Source organism: Burkholderia sp. THE68 (assembly GCF_009938265.1).
Lineage (GTDB): Bacteria > Pseudomonadota > Gammaproteobacteria > Burkholderiales > Burkholderiaceae > Caballeronia.
Window position 1 is genome coordinate 12,541 of the sequence record NZ_AP022320.1, and the last position, 21,795, is coordinate 34,335.

The 21,795-nt window shown below is 59.3% G+C and carries 14 protein-coding genes and 1 pseudogene; 8 read left to right on the plus strand and 7 right to left on the minus strand.

From position 1 onward, the window contains the following. Positions 1–77: 77 nt before the first annotated feature. Positions 78–1,325 (plus strand): annotated as a pseudogene (locus tag BTHE68_RS35470) (gamma-glutamyltransferase family protein); the annotation flags it as partial. A 585-nt stretch (positions 1,326–1,910) separates the two neighbouring features. Here the strand turns inward: BTHE68_RS35470 and BTHE68_RS35475 are convergent. Then, on the minus strand, positions 1,911–5,075 hold the full coding sequence (locus BTHE68_RS35475; RefSeq protein WP_162071002.1) for a PAS domain S-box protein: 3,165 nt from the start codon (positions 5,073–5,075) through the stop codon (positions 1,911–1,913). A gap of 1,011 nt (positions 5,076–6,086) precedes the next feature. Here BTHE68_RS35475 and BTHE68_RS35480 point away from each other — a divergent pair. Further along, positions 6,087–6,653, plus strand: a complete 567-nt coding sequence (locus BTHE68_RS35480) for a hypothetical protein (RefSeq protein ID WP_162071003.1) — start codon at positions 6,087–6,089, stop codon at positions 6,651–6,653. Positions 6,654–6,866: 213 nt separating this feature from the next. Here the strand turns inward: BTHE68_RS35480 and BTHE68_RS35485 are convergent, their stop codons facing one another. The 4 genes from BTHE68_RS35485 to BTHE68_RS35500 form a co-directional block, all read right to left on the minus strand. Further along, complete coding sequence (locus tag BTHE68_RS35485) at positions 6,867–8,153, minus strand: anaerobic sulfatase maturase (protein WP_232078408.1); 1,287 nt, start codon at positions 8,151–8,153, stop codon at positions 6,867–6,869. Between the two features lie 50 nt (positions 8,154–8,203). Continuing rightward, complete coding sequence (locus tag BTHE68_RS35490; RefSeq protein ID WP_162071004.1) at positions 8,204–9,283, minus strand: HAD family hydrolase; 1,080 nt, start codon at positions 9,281–9,283, stop codon at positions 8,204–8,206. Between the two features lie 88 nt (positions 9,284–9,371). Next, the gene (locus BTHE68_RS35495; RefSeq protein WP_162071005.1) at positions 9,372–11,057 is read right to left on the minus strand and encodes an arylsulfatase; all 1,686 of its coding nucleotides are present in this window, start codon (positions 11,055–11,057) and stop codon (positions 9,372–9,374) included. A gap of 239 nt (positions 11,058–11,296) precedes the next feature. Further along, complete coding sequence (locus tag BTHE68_RS35500; RefSeq protein ID WP_162071006.1) at positions 11,297–12,061, minus strand: bestrophin-like domain; 765 nt, start codon at positions 12,059–12,061, stop codon at positions 11,297–11,299. Positions 12,062–13,075: 1,014 nt separating this feature from the next. Between BTHE68_RS35500 and BTHE68_RS35505 the strand changes: the two genes are divergently transcribed. The 5 genes from BTHE68_RS35505 (at position 13,076) to BTHE68_RS35525 (ending at position 18,080) form a co-directional block, all read left to right on the plus strand. Then, positions 13,076–13,978 (plus strand): DUF3034 family protein, encoded by a 903-nt coding sequence (locus tag BTHE68_RS35505; protein WP_162071007.1) that lies wholly within the window; start codon positions 13,076–13,078, stop codon positions 13,976–13,978. A gap of 2 nt (positions 13,979–13,980) precedes the next feature. After that, a complete protein-coding gene (locus BTHE68_RS35510) occupies positions 13,981–14,409 on the plus strand; it encodes a group I truncated hemoglobin (protein ID WP_162071008.1) in 429 nt (142 codons plus the stop codon). A 26-nt stretch (positions 14,410–14,435) separates the two neighbouring features. Then, complete coding sequence (locus tag BTHE68_RS35515; protein WP_162071009.1) at positions 14,436–15,038, plus strand: methylamine utilization protein; 603 nt, start codon at positions 14,436–14,438, stop codon at positions 15,036–15,038. A gap of 34 nt (positions 15,039–15,072) precedes the next feature. After that, positions 15,073–17,403: a bifunctional diguanylate cyclase/phosphodiesterase gene (locus tag BTHE68_RS35520; protein ID WP_162071010.1), complete on the plus strand. Its 2,331-nt coding sequence runs from the start codon at positions 15,073–15,075 to the stop codon at positions 17,401–17,403. Positions 17,404–17,858: 455 nt separating this feature from the next. Then, complete coding sequence (locus BTHE68_RS35525) at positions 17,859–18,080, plus strand: helix-turn-helix domain-containing protein (protein ID WP_162071171.1); 222 nt, start codon at positions 17,859–17,861, stop codon at positions 18,078–18,080. A gap of 91 nt (positions 18,081–18,171) precedes the next feature. Here the strand turns inward: BTHE68_RS35525 and BTHE68_RS35530 are convergent, their stop codons facing one another. Further along, positions 18,172–19,731 (minus strand): hybrid sensor histidine kinase/response regulator, encoded by a 1,560-nt coding sequence (locus BTHE68_RS35530; protein WP_162071011.1) that lies wholly within the window; start codon positions 19,729–19,731, stop codon positions 18,172–18,174. Beyond that, positions 19,731–20,534: an alpha/beta fold hydrolase gene (locus BTHE68_RS35535; RefSeq protein WP_162071012.1), complete on the minus strand. Its 804-nt coding sequence runs from the start codon at positions 20,532–20,534 to the stop codon at positions 19,731–19,733. Before BTHE68_RS35535 ends, BTHE68_RS35530 begins: the two co-directional genes overlap by 1 nt. A 463-nt stretch (positions 20,535–20,997) precedes the next feature. On the opposite strand from BTHE68_RS35535, the gene BTHE68_RS35540 reads away from it, so the two are divergent. Then, positions 20,998–21,669: a hypothetical protein gene (locus BTHE68_RS35540; RefSeq protein ID WP_162071013.1), complete on the plus strand. Its 672-nt coding sequence runs from the start codon at positions 20,998–21,000 to the stop codon at positions 21,667–21,669. The last annotated feature ends 126 nt before the right edge of the window (positions 21,670–21,795 follow it).

Below are 21,795 nucleotides of genomic sequence, written 5' to 3' on the forward strand. Positions count from 1 at the left end.
CAGCTAACCTAGGCGGGAGGAACAAGCTTTCCATCCATCTCATTACCGCAATTGCGCGACGGTGCGAATTCATCACGCACACGAAGTTCGGTTCGCTGCCCTTCGCGGATCTGATGGAGCCCGCGATCGAGATCGCCGAGCGCGGTCACGCGGTGGCGAGCATCGTCGCGTACAAGTGGGCGGCGGCGGTGCCCGAACTCAAGGAACAGCCCGGTTTCGCAGACGTATTCATGCCGCGCGGCCGTGCGCCCGAGGTGAGCGAACTCGTGCGCTTTCCCGGTCACGCAAAGACCTTGCGGCTGCTCGCGCAGCACGGTCCGCGCGCTTACTACGAGGGTGAGATCGCCGAGCGCATCGCGTCGTTCGCGCAGGAAGGCGGCGCCGCATTGACGATGGACGACTTGCGCAACTATGGCGCGGACTGGGTCGAGCCGATCAGCAAGGACTATCGCGGCCATACGGTACACGAGATTCCGCCGAACGGGCAGGGCATCGCCGCGCTGATCGCGCTCGGCATTCTCGACAAGTTCGATGTCGGCACGCTCGCCGTCGATCGCATCGAGTCGCAGCATTTGCAGATCGAGGCGATGAAGCTCGCGTTCGCCGACGTCTACCGCTACGTCGCCGATCCGCGCTCGATGGACGTGACGCCCGAGCAGATGCTGGACGACGCCTATCTGACGGAGCGCGCGAAGCTCATCGACCCGAAGAAGGCCACGCAATTCGACTTCGGCATGCCGAAGGCGGGCGGCACCATCTATATGTCGGTGGCCGATGAGCGCGGCATGATGGTGAGCTTCATCCAGTCGAATTACATGGGCTTCGGCTCGGGCGTGGTCGTGCCGGACACGGGCATCGCGCTGCAGAATCGCGGCTGCGGATTCTCGATGGACCCGAAGTCCGCGAACGTCGTGGAAGGCGGCAAGCGCCCGTTCCATACGATCATCCCCGCGTTTCTCACGCAGGAGGTCGACGGCAAGCGCGAAGCGGTGATGAGCTTCGGCGTGATGGGCGGCGACATGCAGCCGCAGGGTCACCTGCAATCCATCGTGCGCATGCTCGACTACGGCCAGCAGCCGCAGGCCGCGTGCGACGCGCCGCGCTGGAAGGTCAATCGCGATTTCACCATCGACATCGAAGCCACGCTCGATCCCGAAACCGCGCGTGCGCTCGAAAGCTTCGGTCACACGATCAAGTCCGTCGACGATCCGTACATGGACTTCGGCTCGGGCCAGTATATCTGGAAGCTTGACCGCAACGATCCCGAACGCGGATATGTCGCGGCGAGCGACAGCCGTCGCGACGGACTCGCCGCAGGGTTTTAATCAAATCGGCCTGCACAGATGGCATCTGCGTCTCTGGAGCGCGTATGAAATGCCGTTGACTGGCTAGATCGCTGGCGCGCAGGAACGACCATTGTTTACGCTGAACCGGCCTCCAAAATGATGAAAAGGAGCAACCGCGACCGTCGCCCAATGGCCGAACCCTGCGTCACGACGAGTACTGGCGTTTCGGCCATACCTGAAGCTTGCCGTTCAGCAGCCAAGCGGTAGTTGCACGCCGCATGGCTGTCACTCACGCATCGGTGCAGTCGAATGTCGGCTTCCAAGAACGGCGGCTGAGTCTTGAGACCCTGAACGACCGGCCACGCGAGCGTGCCCTGTGCAGCTCGTCGCTGAGATTACCGGACACGCAGGATCCAATGGTTGGCATGTTCTCCTTCATTGGCAGAATTGGACCGAGCCCGAATCTGAGTCAGCAACGTGACGGCTGCCATGCTTCGTATTGCTGCCCAACACCGTCATATAGCGATCAATGCTTGGCCTTCACGATGCAGGAGACCGGATTGAATAATCCGTCCACATCGCCTTGCGAATGGCAGCTGTGAGCTAATGTGCGTGTTGCGTGGCTCACGTGGCATTCTCCTTCGTCGCGATCTTCCCGTCGTCTTCGACTCGCACATCGTCCAGCATCTTCCTCGCCTTGCGAAGCGCAGATGTGAGATCGGTCGTGTCGGTAGTGTCGAGAACCACGAAGCTCAGCAGCGCTGCCTTGGCGTCGATCTCGAAGCAACGCTCGCCGGAGATTCCCTCTTTGGCGTCGCATGCTTGGATGTCGGCGATCTCTGCTGCGAGCGGGTCGACCTGTCTCTTGAGAATGGCACCGAGCCGCGCGTCGACCATCACCCGGTCCATGCTCCAGGATGCGCGGTTCAAGAGCGCGTTTTCGCCGGCAAGCACGCTATCAGCCACCACTTCGAGGCCCATAGCTCTGAGCTTTGCAAGATCGGAGCGAAGGCTTTCCGTGTTGACGCGGGCGGTACCGCGTTCGAGCCGCAGTTCGAGGCGCTTCGCGTCCACCCCACTCTCTCGCAGCGCGAGGGCCAGCGTCTGGGCGAAGTCGCTGGTCAGAAGCTGCTTCGGATAGACGGGCACGCAAACGGTAACCTCAGGCTCCCGCGCGGCGAGCTTGCAAGCCTCGCGCAAGATCCAGTCTCCGAGGGGAACGACGAGGCCGCTTTGCTCGGCAACGCGCAGATAGGTTTCTGTGCCGAGCCGGCCGAGCGTCGCGTGGTTCCACCAAGGCCGGACGTCCACTGCGATCGCGTTCGTCGCCGAGACACGCACGCTGCACGCAAGATCAAACTCACGCGCCTTGATCGCGATCAGCATGTCGTGCGCTAGATGCCGCTCGGTCTCCGCGGAGGTTTCCGCATCTTCCGCGTAGAAGGTGAAGGTGCCGCGCTGGTTGCCTTTGGAACGGTAGAGCGCGACGTCGGCAAAGCGGAAAAGCTCGTCTTCCTCCAGCGTATCTTGCGGGGTCAGCGCGATACCGATCGAAAGGCCGACTTCGAGCCACCGCTCGCCGTGCGCGATCGGCTGTGACACGGCCTCGATGAGGCGTTCCGCGAGTTCGACGACTTGCGGCCGCGACAGGTTCGAGGCTGCGACGACGAACTCGTCGCCTCCGATCCTCGCGACGAGCTGGCCTTCAGTCAACTCGCCGGTCAGGCGGGCGGCGACGGTGCGCAGCACGAGGTCGCCGATATCGTGGCCGAACGTGTCGTTGATCGGCTTAAAGTGATCAAGATCGAGATAGAAGATCGCGAGTTCGCTGTCGGTCGCCGACAGCACCTGACGCATGAACTTGCGCAGGCCGAGCCGGTTCGGAAGGCCCGTCGCCGGGTCGTGCTGGACTTCTTTCTGGGCGCGCGAAAGATCGGCGGCGAGCAAAACGTCGGCGGTGATGTCGGCGGCGATCTTAACGATCTTGAAGGGCTTGCCGTTCAGGTCGTAGATCGGGTTGTAGGAGGCCTGGATCCAGACCTCCGAGCCGTTCGCGGCGATGCGTTTGAACTTCGAGGACAGGAACTTGCCCTCGCGCAGATCGCCCCAGAAGCGCGCGTAATCGGCATGCGTGGCGGTTTCCTTGTCGACGAACATGCGATGGTGACGGCCGACGACCTCCTGGAGCGAATACCTCATCAGGGTGAGGAAGTTGTCGTTCGCCTCGAGCACATTGCCGTCCATGTCGAACGAGACCACGCTCTGCGACTTGTTGATCGCGGCGATCTGTCCTTCGTAATCTCCTTGTCGCAGTTTCTGCTCGGTCACGTCGACGGCGTTCTTCACCACCTTGAAGGGACGCCCGTTCATGTCGAGGATCGGATTGTAGGAAGCCTGCAGCCAGATCTCCCGACCATCGCGGCCGAGACGCTTAAATTCGCCGGCCTGGTATTGACCCGTGGCAAGCGCCTGCCAGAACTTCCCATAAGGTTCGCTTTCCCGTTCCTCGGACGAAACGAACATTGAATGATGGCGACCGATGACTTGGGATAGCCGGTAGCCCGTCAGGTCAAGGAAGTTGTCGTTCGCGTCGAGGATCGTGCCGTCGACGTTGAAGGCGACGACGCTCTGAGACTTGTGGATCGCGGCAATCTGGCCTTGATGGTCTGCCTGGCGAAGCTTCTCGCGCGTAACCACAGTCGCGTACTTGACGATCTTGAAGGGCCGGCCTTCTTGATCGAGCACCGGGCTGTAGATGGCCTGCAGCCAGATGTCGCGCTTGTCGCGGCCGATCCGCCGGAACTCGCCGCTGCGATGACGACCGGCGGCCAGGTCGCTCCAGAAGATCTCGTAGTCGAGGCTGTGCGCATAGGCGGGATCGACGAACATGCGGTGATGGCGGCCCTCGAGTTCCTCCATCGTGTAACCAACCGCATCGAGGAAGTTGCGGTTGGCATCGAGAATGGTGCCGTCGGGCGCGAAGGTCACAATGCACTGCGACTTGTCGATCGCAGCGATCTGCCCTTCAAAATCGGCGTTCTGCTTCTTCTCCAACGTGACGTCGACGGCATATTTGACGATCTTGAACGGACGTCCTTCGAGATCAAGGATTGGATTGTAGGTCGCCTGCAGCCAGACGGCCTTCCCGTCCTTGCCGAATCGTCGATATTCGCCGGAAGCGTGTGAGCCCTCCCGCAAACGTTCCCAGAACGCGGCGTAGGACGGGTCAATTGCCTCGTCGGCGGCGACGAACATTCGATGATGCTTGCCGACGACTTCATCAAGCCGGTAGCCGGTCGCGTCCAGAAACTTCTCGTTGGCGTGCAGGATCGTGCCGTCCATTGCGAAATGGATGACGGCCTGAGAGGTGTTGATAGCCGCGATCTGGCCGGCCTCGTCGGCGGCCGACATCATGCGGTCGGTGACGTCGCGCACCAGCATGACTATCTCGCCGACTGCACCTTCCCCAGCCGCGATCGGTATGCAGGAAACCTCGGTCCAGAAGGACGTGCCGTCACGCTTTAACTGCTGCATCTCGCCAAAGAAGGCTTCGGCGGTTTCAAGGACCGTATCGATCTCGTCCGACACGCTTGCGCCCGTCGCGAGCGGTCTAAAGATGCTGCGATTGCGTCCGATGAGTTCCCAACCCTGATAGTCGAAGAGTTCCAGGAAGCGCTCGTTCACACGAAGAATGCTGCCGTCGGGCGCGAAAGCGATCCGTCCCAGGCTTCTCTCGATCGCTTCTGCATCGGCCGCAGTAAAGGTGGACTTGCTCGGATTGTTAGGCATTATCACGCGCCAGTAAGAGTTGCGGCGATATGCGCTGATGACAGGTTGAAACGAGATTAGCTTATAGATCGAACACGAAGACCGCTTAACCCCTCAGCGCAGACTTCTTGGTAAACGGCACTGTTTGAGAAAAATGAAGCTAGACGGCGTGGTCGGGAGCATCCAGGGTAAATCCTGCTGAGAGCCCAACGACGGATGCGAAGTTCCGCCTCGTCACTCGCCCGCGCGACGAGGTGATCGAAAGCGGTCTCGAATCCGCCGGACCTGGCTTGATCGGTCGCAGTGCTTCCACACGCTGTACCACTTGCCGACCCGCTCCGGCAGCGCTTGTTAGGTCTAGGCGTTGAGCATGCGACTGATGAGCCGGTTCAGCCCGTCTGCCGTATCAGCAACGGCATCGAGGGATAGTTGACTGTAGGCTTAGGAGGATGCGACTGCAGATAACGTTTGCGCTAAGCGCCTGTCGACGAAATCGAAATCCAAAAGATCATTCCCTGTTGCCGCCATGGGCGGAGCCACGTCTCGAAACGCGCCATCGAAGAAAATTCTGTACTGGACGCGTTTCATTGAGCAGTGTAACTACCTGCACTACTGCGAACGAGGTAACGAGCGGCGCAGTTCGGTGTCGTTGAAGTTCGCTTCGCTCCAGCTTGACCTGAGTCTGGCAGATAGGCCACGCATGCATCGACCTTGACCGACCTCCTCGTCGAGAAACGCACAGCGCGTTGTCGGCCTTTGCCGTCATTCGAGCATCGGCTTTGGTCAGGCGGCTGACCGTCGCTTTCCGGCCGTTCGCTCGTCAGCCTGTCTGGAATGACCGGTCACGCCGTCCGCCAATGCGAACTCGCGACCCGATGCGGTCGCTCGACAACGACCCAAACCAGCCCTTCAGAATTTTCGCAAACGGCCGTTCACTAAAGGAAAAGTCGTCCGCGCAGTCGAACACGCTGAGTCGCAAGGCAGCCAAGCAGCCTGCTCGCTAATATATGCGCTGAGAATTTGGAGATCGTGTTGTCGAAGAAGGTTGTTGCCGTTGCCGTGCTCGTATGGACGCTGGCCCTTGCTAGCGCCGCAACGACATGGTTTTTCGAGTCCGCAGCTTACGCAAACGACCTGTTGATATCGAAGGCATATCCATTGATGTTGGCGCTAGGGACAGCCGCGCTTAGCTTGATAGTCGGCGTATTGGCTGTCGTGAAACATTGGACGAAGTTGCTTCGCCATGGATGGAGGCCCGATTCCTATACCAAGCTAGTAGCGGGTTTAGCATTCGGGTTGACTATCGTGACCTATGCCAACGCTGCGTCTCTATGCGTGTTCAGCTTCGGCGTTCAAAGCGTAATCGTCGACTTCACGTCACAAACTGAGCAGGTGTACCGCGTTTCAGTGCTGAGAGCCGGCCACAAAGGCTGTCCGAATGCGCTCACATGGCACGATCCGTTCGCGGATCGCGAGATCTCGTTTTGTCGCTCAGTAGCGCTCTTCGATGAGACCGACGAATATGTGCGGCCAGCCCTCGTCCATGCTCGATCGGGTAGGTTTGGCTTGGTGATTCTCTCAGTTAGTCGCACGTCGTGACTGCATTGATTGCTTACGATCTGTAGCGGTCCCGATCTATTGCTATTGGCCAGCTATTGCCGGCGGCCACGGACCGTCGTCGACCCTCTGCGGCCGTTCGACACTCGGTGGGCCGGCCGTCTCTTGATGAAGAACATCGGGCATTGGAAGAAGCGACATAACGGGTATGCAGCCACCCCAAATGTCATCACGCTACACGGGCGTTAAGAACGCTCACGCGCATTGCTTCGCAAGTTGCCTGAGCGCAGGCCCCGCGTGATCGTGAAACCGTCTGATGCCACTGCAGAGATAATTCAGTCCGGCCTGACCGTCCGGACTGCGGATGAAGCGATTCTTGGGACACTCTCCCCAGCACACCCTCAGATGCCGGCATTGACGGCAATATTCAGGAAGCGTGTCCCGCTTCGCGTAGCCGAAGCGTTGCTGCTGTGGCGAGAACGCCATCTCGCCCAGATGCGTCGTCCGGATATTGCCAAGCGAAAAGGCCGGGTACACATAGTGATCGCAGGCATAGACTTCGCCGTCATGTTCAATGGCAAGCGCCTTGCCACAGAACTCGGCGGTCACACACGTCTGCGCGGGCCGCCCCATCGTCTGCACGACAGCCGTCTCGAACAGGTTCACCAGCACGCGACCCACGTCTTTTCTATGCCATTCGTCGAAGGTTCGCGACAGGAAGTAGCCCCAGTCGTCGGGATCGACCGACCAGTCCGTCACGACCGAGTCCGCGTTGCCCGGTCTGGCGGCGCCGCTTCCCAGCATCGGCATCGCGTCGGGCGGCCACTGCTGCGGCGCAACGATGCGAAAGTCCTTCGGCTCCACGCACGGGATGAACTGGATGTATCGGGAATCCAATTCATTACGCAGGAAGCGGTAGACGTCGAGAGGCCTTTTGGCGTTGATGCGGTTGACGACCGTGAGCGTGTTGAACTCCACGCCATGCTTCCTCAGATAGCCGATGCCCTCCATTACCTTGTCGAAGGTGGGCTGGCCCTTGCGATCCCGTCGAAACGCGTCGTGCATTTCACGCGGCCCGTCGATACTGACCCCAACCAGAAAATCATGTTCCCTCAGGAACCTGCACCATTCGTCGTCCATCAGGGTCGCGTTCGTCTGAAGATCGTTTGAAATGCGCCGCCCGGCCGGGACATACTTCTTCTGAATTTCGACGATATCGCGGAAGAAATCGACGCCGAGCATCGTCGGCTCACCACCCTGCCAGGAGAAGATGATTTCGTCACCGTTTTGCGCCTCGATGTACTGGCGGATGTAGCGCTCCAGCATCGACACTTCCATCCGCCGGCCGCGACGCTGATCGAGCAGGTGTTCCTTGTGCAGGTAATAGCAGTAGGTACAGTCGATGTTGCATGTCGAGCCAATGGCCTTGGCCATCGTATGGAATCGTCCCTTCTGCGCTGGCGCGGCCGGTTCGGGCGCGAGCGGTCGCGTCCCGTGAAAGAAAATCGGCTGCACTGATGTATTGCCGCTGATCTCATCCATCTCGACTCCTGCTGGTTTAGTCGCAGCTTCGACACTACCGGCGCTTCCCGCTAGGATTTTGGCGCGGGATACACGGTCTTCCAGTCCTGCTTCATGCTGACGACGACCCATCCGCGCGCGATCGCCTGGTCCCACGCCTTGTCGAGTCGCGCGAGCGCGGATTGCCGATCATAGGCGAACTCCCTTTCGGCATCGTCGTGGTGCAGCAGCAGCGCCAGCGTTTCGCCCGGACCGCCGGCAGTGTACTCGAGCATTTCCCTGTCGCCGTCCGAATTGCCAAACGCGAGGATCGGACGCCGCCCGATCGCGCGAAAAATTCCCACTGGCTTACCGGGGCCGTCGTCGACGAAAGCAAAACCGGGTTCACGCACCAACGCGGGCTTGCCCTCACGCAACTGATACCTGAGCTTCTCTTCCGTGCCCACGATCTGCTCCGGAAGGATGCCATAAGCCTGGCTCGCCCAGACGCGCATGAATTCGGCCGTGCCGCCCGAGACGATCCAGATTTTGAAGCCATTCGCTCGCAAAAGGTCCAGCAATTCGAGTTGCGGCTGGTAGATGAGTTCGGTGAAGGGTCGCTGAAGCGTGGGATGTCGGGTGGCGGAAAGCCACGTACTTATTGCGCGATCGTACTCGTCCGTCGTCATGCCGCTGTTAGCGATCGCGAGTAATTGCAGCAGAGCCTTTTTGTTTTGCGCGAGCGCCGCAGCGTCGTGTGCAAGCAAGGCCTTATAGGCAGGATTGCTCTGCCATTCCGGATGGCGCGACGCGGCCGCCTTCACCTGATCGATCATGAAAAGTAGCTGGAACGACATCGGTTGCTCGCTCCATAGCGTGCCGTCGTTGTCGAACACGGCGATGCGTGCTTCCGGAGGCACGTAGCTTGATGCACCCTCACGCGTCACGTCGGAGATGAACTTCAGTATCGCAGCGCGCGCGGTGCCGTCCTGCCACGATGGAAGTACCGCAGCGGACGGAGTAACCGATACGGGCGGTGGCGCGTTGTTATGACTTTGCTCAACCGTATTTGTACTGCCGCACCCTGTCAGCGCGACGCACAGACAGACGAGCCACGCCGCCAGAATGCCAGGCGCATGTCCTCTACCCGCAGAATCGCCTGCGAAGCGCATCTTCCCTCCTCATTTCGCGCCATACGCAGGCAGCTCGTCGCCTCTTACGCAGCAGTGGGGACTTGCTTGATCCGGATCCCCGGGCAAATCAATTCCCCGTCGGCAGCGGAATGCTGAATCCATTTTTCTCCAGTTCGTCGCGCACGTACTTGAGCCGCTCGTATTGACTGAGCGTAATGGGGCCAGCGTACGCTTCGCTCTGCGCCTTACGTGGCGGGTACTTTACGTATGTCTTCATCTCCTCTTTCACCGCGCCGCTCAAGGCCGGCAGCGTCCAGGTGTGCTCGGTATAGTTGTTCATGAAGATGTCGTAGCGCTCCTGCGGGTCCTGGTACAGGTCGAACACCTGTGGAACGGTCGCGACGTAGCTCTCGGGTCCTTTCCAGCCAAGGTTCGAATCCACCGCCAGTCCACCGGTCTTCACGCCTGCGTCGCCGCGCAGGTTGAACACCGCCTTGAACTGACCGACTCGTACCGCACCCGGCGTCAATTCGTTCTCGGTGAAATAGAACCATGCAGTGCGCTTGCTCTTGCCTGTACCGAAAAGCACGGGCGACATGTCGTAGCTGTCGAAGATGATTGGCTTACCTTCGCGATCGTTCTTCGGCAGGTCGACTCCCGCCACCGCTGCGAACGTCGCCATGCAGTCGAGGCCGCCCAAAATGTCGTAGTTGCGTGAGTGGGGCTTGATCTTGCCTGGCCACCAAGCGATGGCCGGCACGCGCGTGCCGCCCTCGCGATCGGTTCCTTTCGTGCCACGGAACGGGGTATAGCCGGCGTCCGGATACACGTCCTGCCACGCGCCATTATCGGTCGTGAAGAACACCAGCGTGTTCTTGTCGAGGCCTTTCTCGCGCAGCTTGTCGAGTATGTGGCCTACCCGCGCATCGAGTTCGACGAGCGAGTCCGCATACTTAGACTTCGCAAGCGATTTGCCGATGTAGTCGGGATCGGGCATGTTGGGCTGGTGAACCTTCATGAAGTTCACATTGATGAAGAACGGCTGGCCGCTTTGCGCAGCCTCGTCTATATCGTCGAGCGCGGCTTTCTCGATGTAGCGATCGACGAACGGGATGCCGACGATCCGTTTGTCCGGCTCGTTCTGGTACTGACCGTTTAGCTTGAACTCTTCGTGAGCCTTCTCACCCGCCTTCCCGGAAAGCATGCCCGTGGTCACCTTGGTGAACATGTCGCGGGTTTGCTGATCCATTTCCGGAAACCATTTTGGATCGGCGTAGGTATAGGCGTTCAAGTGATACAGGCCGACGTATTTCATGTCGTCGTAGCCCTGAGCGTTGGGTAGCGCGTAATCCGCCTCGCCCAGGTGCCATTTACCCGTGAAATACGTCTTGTAGTTGGCGAGTTTCAGCACCGATGCCAATGTCCACTCAGCACGCGGAAGCCCGCCGCCCTGACCCTGGAACGCCACGGTCGTCATGCCGCTGCGATTCGGATTGCGTCCAGTCTGAAGCGCGGCGCGACCTGGCGTGCAACTCGGTTGACCATAGAAATCGAAGAAGGTCATTCCTTCGTCCGCCATCCGGTCAAGATTGGGCGTCGGAATGCCACGTCCTTCACCACCGCCATAGACACCGAGATCGCCCCAGCCAACATCGTCGCCTACGATCAATACGATGTTTGGTTTCGTGTTCTGCTGTGAGGCGGTTTGGGCCTGCACGTTGATTGCAACGCTCAGTATCCCGGCCGCTATCAAGGCAAAGGGCGAGCGTTTAGTCGGCCGCGCCAGCGTCGAGAAGCAATCACCAAGGTTCATTTTTTCCCCTAGATGTCGATCCAAACGGTATTACACGGAAACGGCACACATGCAAGTGCGATTATCGGTCGCAAAAAGCTTCCAACGCCGGACACTCATAGCGCTTCATCGATATAACTTCAACGAGCGCTTGGCAAGCTTTTTCTTTATCGGTCCCGTCATGTCCATCCGATAGTCATAGGGGTCATAGGGGCAGCTTCGGTCGCCTGCCATCTCATATGACAGGTAGTTCAGTCAGTTTATCTTTCAAGGGAATTCGCAAGCCTTGTCAGATCTTTTGGCTCAACCCGGATGAGCCCACCTTTCGGGCTATCAATATCAGCGATGAGTGCGAGTGACAGCGCGACCGTGGCTGGGAGAATCGTAACGAGCAGCCCTTTACGGAGGTTGCCTTTCGCTCCGTAACCCTGCACGACACAGCCGACAAGCGCGATGATGATCATCAGATACCACGCGCCAATGGGAATGTGATTGATTCGCGCGGCTTCCGCGTAGTCCTGGGAGTTCAGGACATCGTTCATGCCGGAGACAACAAGCGCACCAATGGGTGTCGCCTGCTCTTTCGCAACTTGCGCCGTCAGTTGCCATAACTCCGCTTGCACCTCCGCCGAATCGCGATTGATTTGTGCAAGTTCGTCGCGACCCCGTGTCCGGTAGTTAGACAGTCTCAGTTTCGTATACCGAATCAGTGCCGCCTTGATTTTTATTCCTAGAACCGGATGGACGAGATCCGCTCGCGAATATTCGGTGCCAATGGCGTTGGCCTCACCCTCCTCAAGGGTCTTGCGAAGATCATAGCGGTTCACCGCCATCGAAAGGCTGAATCCGATCAGGAGCGCAAGCAGTGTCAGCGTCGATGTCTGAATGATATGAAAGTCGTCGCGGTCTTCTGGCGGTAGCACAACGAGACGACGTAAAGCGAATGTACCGAACGCCACGGCACCTACAAGCAACGCGAGAATAACGACGAACAAAACAGCCGGGTAGTCCACGAATGTCGTCATTCGAAACCTCTGTCGCACAGGAAAGAGTAAGCGGCATGTTCGAGAGGGGTGACCAACTCCCGCTTGATCAAAGCGCTGACCATTTATCGCTAACGGTTCGGTCAAAGGGCTTACCGGTCTCTTACCGATAATTGAAATCGCCAACATGGACAATAGATTAAACTTATCGTCACACGTTATCGATAGATTCATCGGCGCTTTGCGAGCGAGAGTTGCTCGGATTGCTTCTGGACCTGTGAACGGCTCTTTTCCATTCGATCGGCCTCCAGAGTGGCTTCGTTATCGTGGAAGGCAATGTCGCCAATTGGCCGAGCCTAGCCTGACGGCAAACGCTGGCGCCTCGGCCATTGCCGACATTGAGGTGGGTTTTGTTCAACGTCAGCAGCCAGCCCGGATTGCTGATCTTGGCGCCATCGTGGCTTGACCGCAACCGCCCGCGTCGGCGACTTCACACTCACGACCCACAGCAGGCATTCGCCGACGCTCAACTTCGAGGGCAGCTTCCAGGGCGTTGCGGTCATTCCTTCGTTACGATGTCCAGTCAGTTGTAGCCGAGAATGGCGACGAACTGCACGTCGGGGCGGTCCATCGCATGGCCCGCAAGCAATGCCATCGGGCCTTCGAGCATAGCGCAAACGTTTGTTGATGATCTTTATTTGGAACAACGTAGGTGAGGCTGCCGATGCTCCTCGCGGGCGACGAGGTCGATCAGGTGAGGACGCTCCTCCGCAAACGATCGATGTTTTCTCGTGCATGACTGCGTAAGCGCGAATGATCCGCCGCTAACCGCCCCGGGCGCCGCTCAATCCCTGCCCGAAATTGCGAACGTTCGTTGTTGTTCCGCGCGAACGACCGTCAAGTTAATTCCGTAGCTGCCGTTTACAACCGCAGGGGCGCGTCCTGCGGCGCGCTACCGTCCCGGCGCGAGGTTCGCCGCGTTCATGCACGCGGGCATTCCCACGGTGCCCATTGGGCCATGACCGCAGCAACCGTTACCTGAGACTGTTCACTGCAATGCGTTTGAATCGCCTGACCGGGAGCCTCGCCGGTATTGTCTCGGCCGTGCTCGTTTCCTTCTCGCCCGGCGCATCCGCCGATGAACCACCCGTCGTGCCTCTCACGGGGGGCAAACTGCTGCTCACTGGCGGAGTATCCGAAGTTGAAGGCGCGGCCGGCGGCGGCCTTACGCCGTGGGCCGTGATCGGTGGCTACGGCACCGCGCAGCAAATGGGCGCGAATGCCCACGCGACCTATATCCACACGCAGGACTATGCGCTCGGCACGTACGGCGTGACGGTGGGTGTCGCAAATCGGGTCGAATTCTCCCTCGCGCGCCAGACTTTCGATACGCGCGATGCCGGCGCGCAGCTCGGACTTGGGGAGAATTTCAAGTTCAATCAGGACATCTTCGGCGTGAAAGTGCGCGTGCTCGGCGACGCAGTGCTCGATCAGGATACCTGGATTCCCCAGCTCGCCGTGGGCATCCAGTTCAAACACAACGAACAGGGTGACATCGTGAAAGCGGTCGGTGCAGCCAGCAACTCCGGCACTGATTTCTATATTTCCGCGACCAAGTTGCTGCTTGCGCAAAGTCTCCTGCTGAACGGCACGCTGCGTTTCACCAAGGCAAACCAATTCGGCATTCTCGGATTCGGCGGCGACAGATCCAACGCGTACAAGCCGGAGTTCGAATCGTCGGTGGCTTATCTGTTATCGAAGAGCGTCGCGATCGGGGCCGAATACCGCATGAAGCCAAACAACCTGTCATTTACTCGCGAGCAGGACGCGTACGACGCGTTCGTCGCCTGGGCGCCGGACAAGCATGTCTCGCTCACGCTGGCGTACGTCTCGCTCGGCGACATCGCGACCATCAAGAATCAGCGGGGCATCTACGCCTCGTTGCAGGCAGGATTCTGATCATGAAAATCCGCAATGCCGCAATCGCGGTCCTCATGTTTGCGTCGTGCGCGAGCATCGCGGCCCACGCCGACGAAACGCTCTACAGGCAGTTCGGAGAGAAGGAAGGTCTGACGAGGATCGTCGACGATATGTACGACAACGTGCTCGCCGACCCGCGCACTGCGCCGTATTTCGAGGATGCGCCGGTCAAGCGTATCAAGCCGCTGCTGGTCGAGCAGTTCTGCGTCGCGCTCGACGGCCCGTGCACCTACACCGGACGCTCAATGAAACGCGCGCACGAAGGCCACGCCATCGACCGGGCCGCGTTCAATGCGCTCGTCGAGGACCTGCAACTCGCGATGGACAAGAATGGCGTGCCGTTCCATGCGCAGAACAAGCTCCTTGCGAAGCTCGCGCCGTTGTACCGCGACGTGCAGGATCGCCCCTGAGAATCCATTAGAAGAAGCCAACAGCCATGCGTTTTCTTTGTCTTTTCCTCGCAGCCTTCGCATTGACGGCGACGCTCGCGCATGCGGCCAGCCTCAGGGTGCAGGTCGTCGATCAGGCCGGCGCACTTGTGCAGGACGCGATCGTCTACGCCGTGCCGGTGAGCGGCAAACCGCCCGCGGCGAAGCCCTTGCCCGCGGTGATCGACCAGATCAAGCGCCGTTTCGTGCCGATCGTGTCCGCCGTGCAGACGGGCGCGTCGGTGACCTTTCCGAACAAGGACAACATCGAGCACGACGTCTACTCGTTCTCGCCGGCCAAGCGCTTCGAGTTGAACCTTTACCACGGCATTCCCGCGAATCCGGTGATCTTCGATAAACCGGGACTGGTCGTGATGGGCTGCAATATTCACGACACCATGGTCGCGTACCTGCTGATCGTGGATACGCCGTATTTCGCCAAGACCGATGCCAACGGCGCGGCGACGCTCGGGAACCTGCCGGTCGATGCGTACAAGGTCGTCACATGGCATTTTCGCCTGTCGGACCCCAACGCACAGCCGACGCAGAAGATCGCCGTGAACGCAGACAGCGCCGCGAAGTTCGAGCTTCAACTGAAAGCGGCGGAATAGGAACTCAACGCGGCACTCACCCGGACCCGGCCCCATGTTCCTTCACAGCCTGCGTGCGCGCATCGCGCTCGTGTTCGTTGTTCTGATGCTCGTCGCGCAGGCTGCCGCCTATCTGGTCATCAATTCGGTGATCGTGAAGAACGCGCATCGCGGAGCCGAGGAGCAGCTCACCGTTGCCGAACGTGTGTTCGGGCAGGTGCTGCGCGGCAATAGCGAACAACTGACGCAGGCGGCGAGCGTCGCGGCGGCGGACTACGGATTCCGGCAAGCGGTCGCCACGCATGAAAGCAAGACGGTCGTGTCCGCGCTGGAAAATCACGGCGACCGCATTCACGCGGATATCGTCATGCTCGTCGATCTCGACGGCAAGCTGATCGCGGACAGCCACGACGGCGGCCATGAAGGCAGCGAGTTTCCGTTCCCGAATCTCATCAGGACCGTCGCGCGCAAGGGCGATGCATCGTCGTTCGGCATGATCGGCGGACGCGCCTATCAGCTCGTCGCGGTGCCAGTGAAGGCGCCGATCACGATCGCGTGGGTCGTGATGGGCTTCGTCATCGACGACGCGCTCGCACGCGAGATGAGCACGCTCACGTCGCTCGATGTGTCCTTCCTCACGTTCGACGGCGACGGTAATCGGGGCGTGCTCGCAAGCTCGCTTCCCGAGGTACAGCGCGCCTCGCTGAGCGATCAGGGCCAGCTTGCCGATGCGGGCTTCGTTACGCGTGTCGTGCGGCTGCATTCGGAAGGGCGCACGGTCGCGGTCCTGCTCGAGCGATCGCTGAACGAGGCGCTCGAGCCGTATCGCCGGTTACAGTCGGCGCTGCTGCTCATCACGATTCTCGGCGTGATCGTATCCGCAATCGGCAGCGTGCTGACCGCGCGCTCGGTCACGCGGCCCATTGCGGCGCTCGCGCAGTTTTCGAAACGCATCGGCCAGGGCGACTATGCGGAGCCGATCGAGATTCGCCAGCATGACGAAATCGGGCAGCTCGCGCAGGCATTCAACCAGATGCAGGAAGGGATTCAGGAGCGCGAACAGCGTATCACCGAACTCGCGTACATGGATCGCCTGACGGGTCTGCCGAACCGCGCGCTTTTCAGCGATCGCCTGCAGCAAGCCATCGCATCGGCGACGCGCGGCGACACGCCGCTCGCCGTGATGATGATGGATCTCGACCGCTTCAAATACGTGAACGACACGCTCGGGCACCCGATCGGCGACATGCTGCTGTGCGAGGTCGCACAGCGTTTGCGTTCGGTGTTGCAGCGGCAGACCGATACGGTCGCGCGGCTGGGCGGCGATGAATTCGCCGTGCTGCTTCCTGCTGACAATCTCGACGGGGCGTGTCTGATCGCAACGCGCATGCTGCGCGCACTCGAACAGCCGATCATGATCGAAGGCCAGCTCGTCGACGTGGGCGCGAGCATCGGCATCGTCACGTTCCCGGACAATGGCACCGATATGAATGTGCTGCTGCGGCGCGCGGACATCGCGATGTACGTGGCCAAGCGATCGAACCTCGGTTTCGCGCTCTATGACGAGAAGCACGACCAGAACAGCGCCGAGCGTCTCTCGCTGATGAGCGAGTTGCGTCAGGCCGTCGAACACGATCAGCTCACGCTTTACTATCAGCCGAAGGTCGATCTCGCAACGCACCGCGTGAAGTATGTCGAGGCACTGGTGCGGTGGGATCATCCGACGCGCGGCTTCGTGGCGCCCGACCAGTTCATTCCGTTCGCGGAGCAGACGGGCTACATCAAGGCCATTTCGCGCTGGGTCGCGGACAAGGCCATCGCGCAGTGTGCCGAATGGCATGCACACGGCATCGATCTGGCCGTATCCGTGAACGTGTCGGCGCGCGAGCTCATTCAGTCGACGTTACCGGAAACCTTCCAGGCTTTGCTCGACAAGCACGATGTCTCTCCCGAGCGGATCTGGATCGAGATTACCGAGAGCGCGATCATGGATGACCCGAATCACGCGATAGAAACGCTCGATCGTCTACATGCAATGGGAATTCGCTTGTCGATTGATGACTTCGGCACGGGATATTCGTCGCTGTCGTATTTAAAGCGCATGCCGGTGGACGAACTCAAGATCGACAAGTCCTTCGTGATTGGAATGGCGAACCACAAGGACGATGAGACCATCGTGCGTTCGACGATCGACCTCGGGCACAACATGGGCCTGAAGGTGGTGGCTGAAGGCGTCGAGGATGAAGCGCTGATGCTGCGGCTCAAGGCACTACGCTGCGATCTGGCGCAGGGCTATCATCTGAGCCGACCGCTGCCGCCTGCAAAGCTTGAGTTGTGGCTGAAGGGATGGGAAGTGCAACGAACCTCGACGCCTGCGCACACTTAACCAGATTGTCGTCCGATTCCCGACGGACCCCAAGGGGTGCTTTCATTTCAAGATTCCAGTTGAATTTGGAGAACCAAAACGAGATGCCCTCCCGGCAACCGGGAGGGCGTTCTTCAAAGTGTCACCGTTCCACCGATTTCTCGAACGTGAGTCAATACGCAGGCGCGTCGATGGGCACCTGGACGTTGTTCACATATCAAGAGCTCTTGAAGGTCTGTTTTGGGCGCTGGTCGAATGCCGGTTCTGGCCGAGCTCTGCCTCACAACGAATGCTGGCAACTCTTACTTTGCCGACGTCCAGTGACCGTCCCGTCATCGGACGGCTGCACAAACGCTATTGTTGCTACCGTATCCGGTAAATCTCGATTTTCCAGTCGAGCAGGAGTTCTGCAACTCGCTTGGAATGTTCTGGATTTCCATTCAGTCCCATCCGCTCCGTCGCAACGTCATCCAAATATGCGGCGATGGGCTGTCAAGATTTCACTGCGGCTTTCGCACGGCGAACTGGCATCTCTCGTAGGCGTTTCGCGCCAACGGCTCAAAAGAGAACTCAACGATTTCGAAAGTAAAGGACTCGTTTCGCTTTCGTATTCTCACATCGAAGTCGTAGATTGCACGGCACTGGAAGCAATTGCTTCTACTGATTTGATGGGGGAACAGCACGTCGAGTCCGATTGACAAACCACAAGGGATGCGACGCCCTCTGATCACGCATTGTCCGGTTGTCTGAGCGTGAATGCGCAATTTGCGTTCCCCGTACCTTTCACTATCAGGTACGACGATCAAGGATGGCCACGAGATGGTCGTAATCGACAGGCTTCGTGAGATAAAAATCAAATCCTGCCGAGAGGGCACTCTCCCTGTCCTGCTGCTTTGCCCAGCCGGTCAGTGCAATCAGCGTAAGGGATGAACGGCCCGCCCGGCTGACAAGCCGGCTGGCTACCTCATAGCCGTTCATCCCCGGGAGTCCGATATCAAGAATCACCGTTTCGGGCAGAAACTCATCAATTGCCGACAGGCCGCTCGTGCCGTCGGATGCGGCTCTGGTGGTATGCCCATCCATCTCAAGAAGCATTGCAAGGCTGGTTACTGCGTCCTCGTTGTCATCAATGATAAGAATGCGTTGCCTGCGGGAGGGCTCGACAGGCGGAGGCATTTCACGCTGCTCGTCCGGAGCAAACGGACCGTGAAACGGCAGACGAACAGTAAATTCGCTGCCGAATCCCGTTCCGGCGCTTTGAACTTCCACGGTTCCCCCGTGACGCTCGACCAACGCCTGCACGAGCGAAAGACCGATACCCAGGCCACCCTGAGCGTGCGGCAGGCCTGGAGAGAGCTGGGCGAATATCTGGAAAACCGAGGCCAGATGTTCAGCGGAAATGCCGAGGCCATTGTCCCTAACCTTGACGACTGCATAATCGCCCTCAGCGTACAAATCCAGCCAGATCGATCCACCTGCGGCTGTGTACTTTGCGGCGTTGTTTAACAGGTTTTGAATGACCTGCGAAAGCCGGGTCGCGTCAGCAGTCAGCATGACCGGTTCTTCTGGCACGTTGACAGTCAGCTTGTGCGACGACGCATCGATCAGGGCTTTTGAGGTCTCACTCGCGTCACGAATGACAGCCCTCAGGTCCACCGGGTGGGCGCGAATTTCTAGCTTGCCCTCGGCGATGCGCGAGACCTCCATCAGATCTTCCACAAGGCGGGCGATCTGGCCGACCTGCCGTTCCAGTACGCCGCGTGACCAGATTACCTGCGGATCGCTGAACTGTTTGCGTCTGAAAACTTCAATGACTGTACGAAGAGGCGCGAGCGGATTGCGGATTTCATGGGCAAGCGTCGCGAGGAATTCATCTTTACGGCGGTCGGCTGCCCGCAGTGCCTCTTCGGCTGCTTTCTGTGCCTCAAGGGCGGCCTCGGCCCTATGCCGGGCAACCAGCAGTTCCTGCTCGTATTTGTGACGGTCGGTGACGACGATGAAAGCAAAGTCGTCATAGTCAAACTCCCCGTGCCGATAGCGCGCCGCGTTGATCAGCATGGGCACCTTGCGGCCGTCCCGATGACGGATGTCGAGTTTGACTTCGGCGACGGACCGCTGGATTTCCAGTAGCGGAGCCCAATGGGTCTGGTGGAATACCTTGCCCCCAACCGTCAGAAGGTCCTGCACACGTCGATTGTCCAGTAACTCGTCGGCGCTATATCCCGACCACCGGCAGAACGTTGCATTTACCCTGACGATTGTGCCGTCAGTGCGTGTGGTCAGTAACCCACAGGCGGCATGTGCATACGCGTCGCTGAACGTCGCGAGACTGGACCTTGGGCTGTCCATCACTGTCCCAGGGTTTTCAGAAACGCTTCCGTAGCGTGCTTGCTTGGTCCAGGTGCGCTCAGATGGGGACAGTGTCCAACGTTCCTGACCACACTCAACAAGCTTCCCGCGATCTCACGGTGCATGTAGTCGCCCACTGCGAGCGGCGCGAGCAGGTCATCGCTGGACTGGACAATCAGGGTCGGTGTAGTCACGTGCACGAGATCACGGCGATGGTCGGCAAGGAACGTCACGCGTGCAAAATGTCGCGCGATCTCAGGGTCGGTGCGACAGAAGCTGTTCGTGAGTTCATCAGCCAGCTCGGGTTGCTCCGGCGTACCCATAATTGCTGGCGCCATTGTGCTGGACCAGCCGAGATAGTTGTTCTCCAGTGCATCGAGAAGGTCATCAATGTCGGCACGTGTGAACCCACCAACGTACTCGCCATCATTGATGAACGAAGGGGACGGTCCGATCATTACGTTGGCAGCAAACAGGTCTGGTCGTTTGTTACTTGCCAGCATACCTATCATTGCGCTGACCGAATGCCCAACGTAGATCACCGGGCCATCCGCAAATTCTTCAACGATCTCTACAACATCGTCAGCATACCCGTGGAGCGACGCATACTTTTCACGGTCATAGGCAGCAAGATCGGACTTGCCACCTCCGACCAGATCGAACAGTACCGTCCTGAAACGGTCTGCGAAACTCGGTGCAAACTGTCTCCACATATGCAGATCGCAGCCGAACCCGTGCGCGAACAGCATGGTTACCGGTCCGCGACCGGAAATCTGGACATTATTGCGTTGCTGAACGCTCATGAAATTCTGGATGCTGGAAGAAGAAAAGCACCGATGACGGCGCACCTATGCGTGGAGCCTCCCACAGTACACGAATCCACCTGTGCGAGATGAATTTCGCGCCGACCGCAATCCGCGAGTTACCGGCGCCGGCCAGATCCGCGTTTGCGGCTTCACCGACCACTGCATGACCGGAAACGGACGTCTCAATCGCATGAGCTCGGTTGACTTGAGTGACGGAAATTGGCCGTAACCGGCGGTGGCCGACCGTCGCCCATGACGCACCTGCACCTAACGTCGATGCGACGCCCGAGATACGAGAAAGGGTCGCGGTCGATCTCGCCCGGTGGGGCAGCGACAGCGGTTGCACAGCTCGACTGGCGTTTAAGCTGAGCGATTAGCCGCATGCATCGTCGGTGACACGCGAGATTATTTTGGATATCATTGATACTGATACTCGATATAATCCACCAGGGAGCCTGCCATGCCTGCTCTTCATGAACCAACCGAATTTGCTCCCCTGGTAGGCACCCCACAGGAGGTGCGGACCCGGCTCGAGCAATACAAGGCTGAACAGGTCATCGTGGTGCCTCTGGCTCATGCGGGTATTCAGCACGCTGTCCTGCTAGCCCAAGCGCTATCCACCGTCGTCTCGTTCATTGGCGAGACTCTAAGCGAGCAGAACGAGCAGACGCTCAGGGCCTTGGTCAATGCCATCGTACCCAAGGCGCCTCCGACACCGAACCTACTCAAAGAAGCAGCAATGCTCGCGCGTTCGCGCAAGGCCGTGCTGGAAGGAGCGGACTGGCTGACCGCGGCCAGAATCGCAGAACTCGCTGGTTTGAGCGCAACCAATCCCAGCACCCAGCCCAACAAGTGGAAGCGCGAGCGTCGAATCTTCGCGATTCACCACAACGGCATTGACTACTTTCCGGGTTACGGCCTCGATCCCGAGGCCGGATGGCGACCGCGCAAGGCTCTCAAACTCGTTTTGGATGTCTTCGGCGACAAGAAGGATAGTTGGGGGCTAGCCTATTGGTTCCTCTCGGCCAACAGTTTCTTGGGCGGCCGACGCCCTCAGGATGTACTTGCGGTCGAACCGGAGCAAGTTGTCGCCGCCGCCCAGGACGAAGTGGAAGGCGTCTTGCATGGCTAAACCCCGCACACCTTCGTCAGCTGCAGGTACGGGCGCGCCTTCGGGCGATGGTGACGCCAGCAAGATCCAGTCGAATTCAACGTCGACGCCGACTCCGGGTAAGCGCGGCACCAGCAACGTCTTGAC

Bases quoted from the DNA above. Each gene is read 5' to 3' on its own strand.
- BTHE68_RS35525 (WP_162071171.1), top strand. From the start codon at position 17,859: ATGCGGCGATGGGCTGTCAAGATTTCACTGCGGCTTTCGCACGGCGAA.
- BTHE68_RS35485 (WP_232078408.1), bottom strand. From the start codon at position 8,153: ATGGATGAGATCAGCGGCAATACATCAGTGCAGCCGATTTTCTTTCAC.
- BTHE68_RS35540 (WP_162071013.1), top strand. From the start codon at position 20,998: ATGCCTGCTCTTCATGAACCAACCGAATTTGCTCCCCTGGTAGGCACC.
- BTHE68_RS35500 (WP_162071006.1), bottom strand. From the start codon at position 12,061: ATGACGACATTCGTGGACTACCCGGCTGTTTTGTTCGTCGTTATTCTC.
- BTHE68_RS35490 (WP_162071004.1), bottom strand. From the start codon at position 9,283: ATGCGCTTCGCAGGCGATTCTGCGGGTAGAGGACATGCGCCTGGCATT.
- BTHE68_RS35510 (WP_162071008.1), top strand. From the start codon at position 13,981: ATGAAAATCCGCAATGCCGCAATCGCGGTCCTCATGTTTGCGTCGTGC.
- BTHE68_RS35515 (WP_162071009.1), top strand. From the start codon at position 14,436: ATGCGTTTTCTTTGTCTTTTCCTCGCAGCCTTCGCATTGACGGCGACG.
- BTHE68_RS35535 (WP_162071012.1), bottom strand. From the start codon at position 20,534: ATGAGCGTTCAGCAACGCAATAATGTCCAGATTTCCGGTCGCGGACCG.
- BTHE68_RS35505 (WP_162071007.1), top strand. From the start codon at position 13,076: ATGCGTTTGAATCGCCTGACCGGGAGCCTCGCCGGTATTGTCTCGGCC.
- BTHE68_RS35520 (WP_162071010.1), top strand. From the start codon at position 15,073: ATGTTCCTTCACAGCCTGCGTGCGCGCATCGCGCTCGTGTTCGTTGTT.
- BTHE68_RS35530 (WP_162071011.1), bottom strand. From the start codon at position 19,731: ATGGACAGCCCAAGGTCCAGTCTCGCGACGTTCAGCGACGCGTATGCA.
- BTHE68_RS35495 (WP_162071005.1), bottom strand. From the start codon at position 11,057: ATGAACCTTGGTGATTGCTTCTCGACGCTGGCGCGGCCGACTAAACGC.
- BTHE68_RS35475 (WP_162071002.1), bottom strand. From the start codon at position 5,075: ATGCCTAACAATCCGAGCAAGTCCACCTTTACTGCGGCCGATGCAGAA.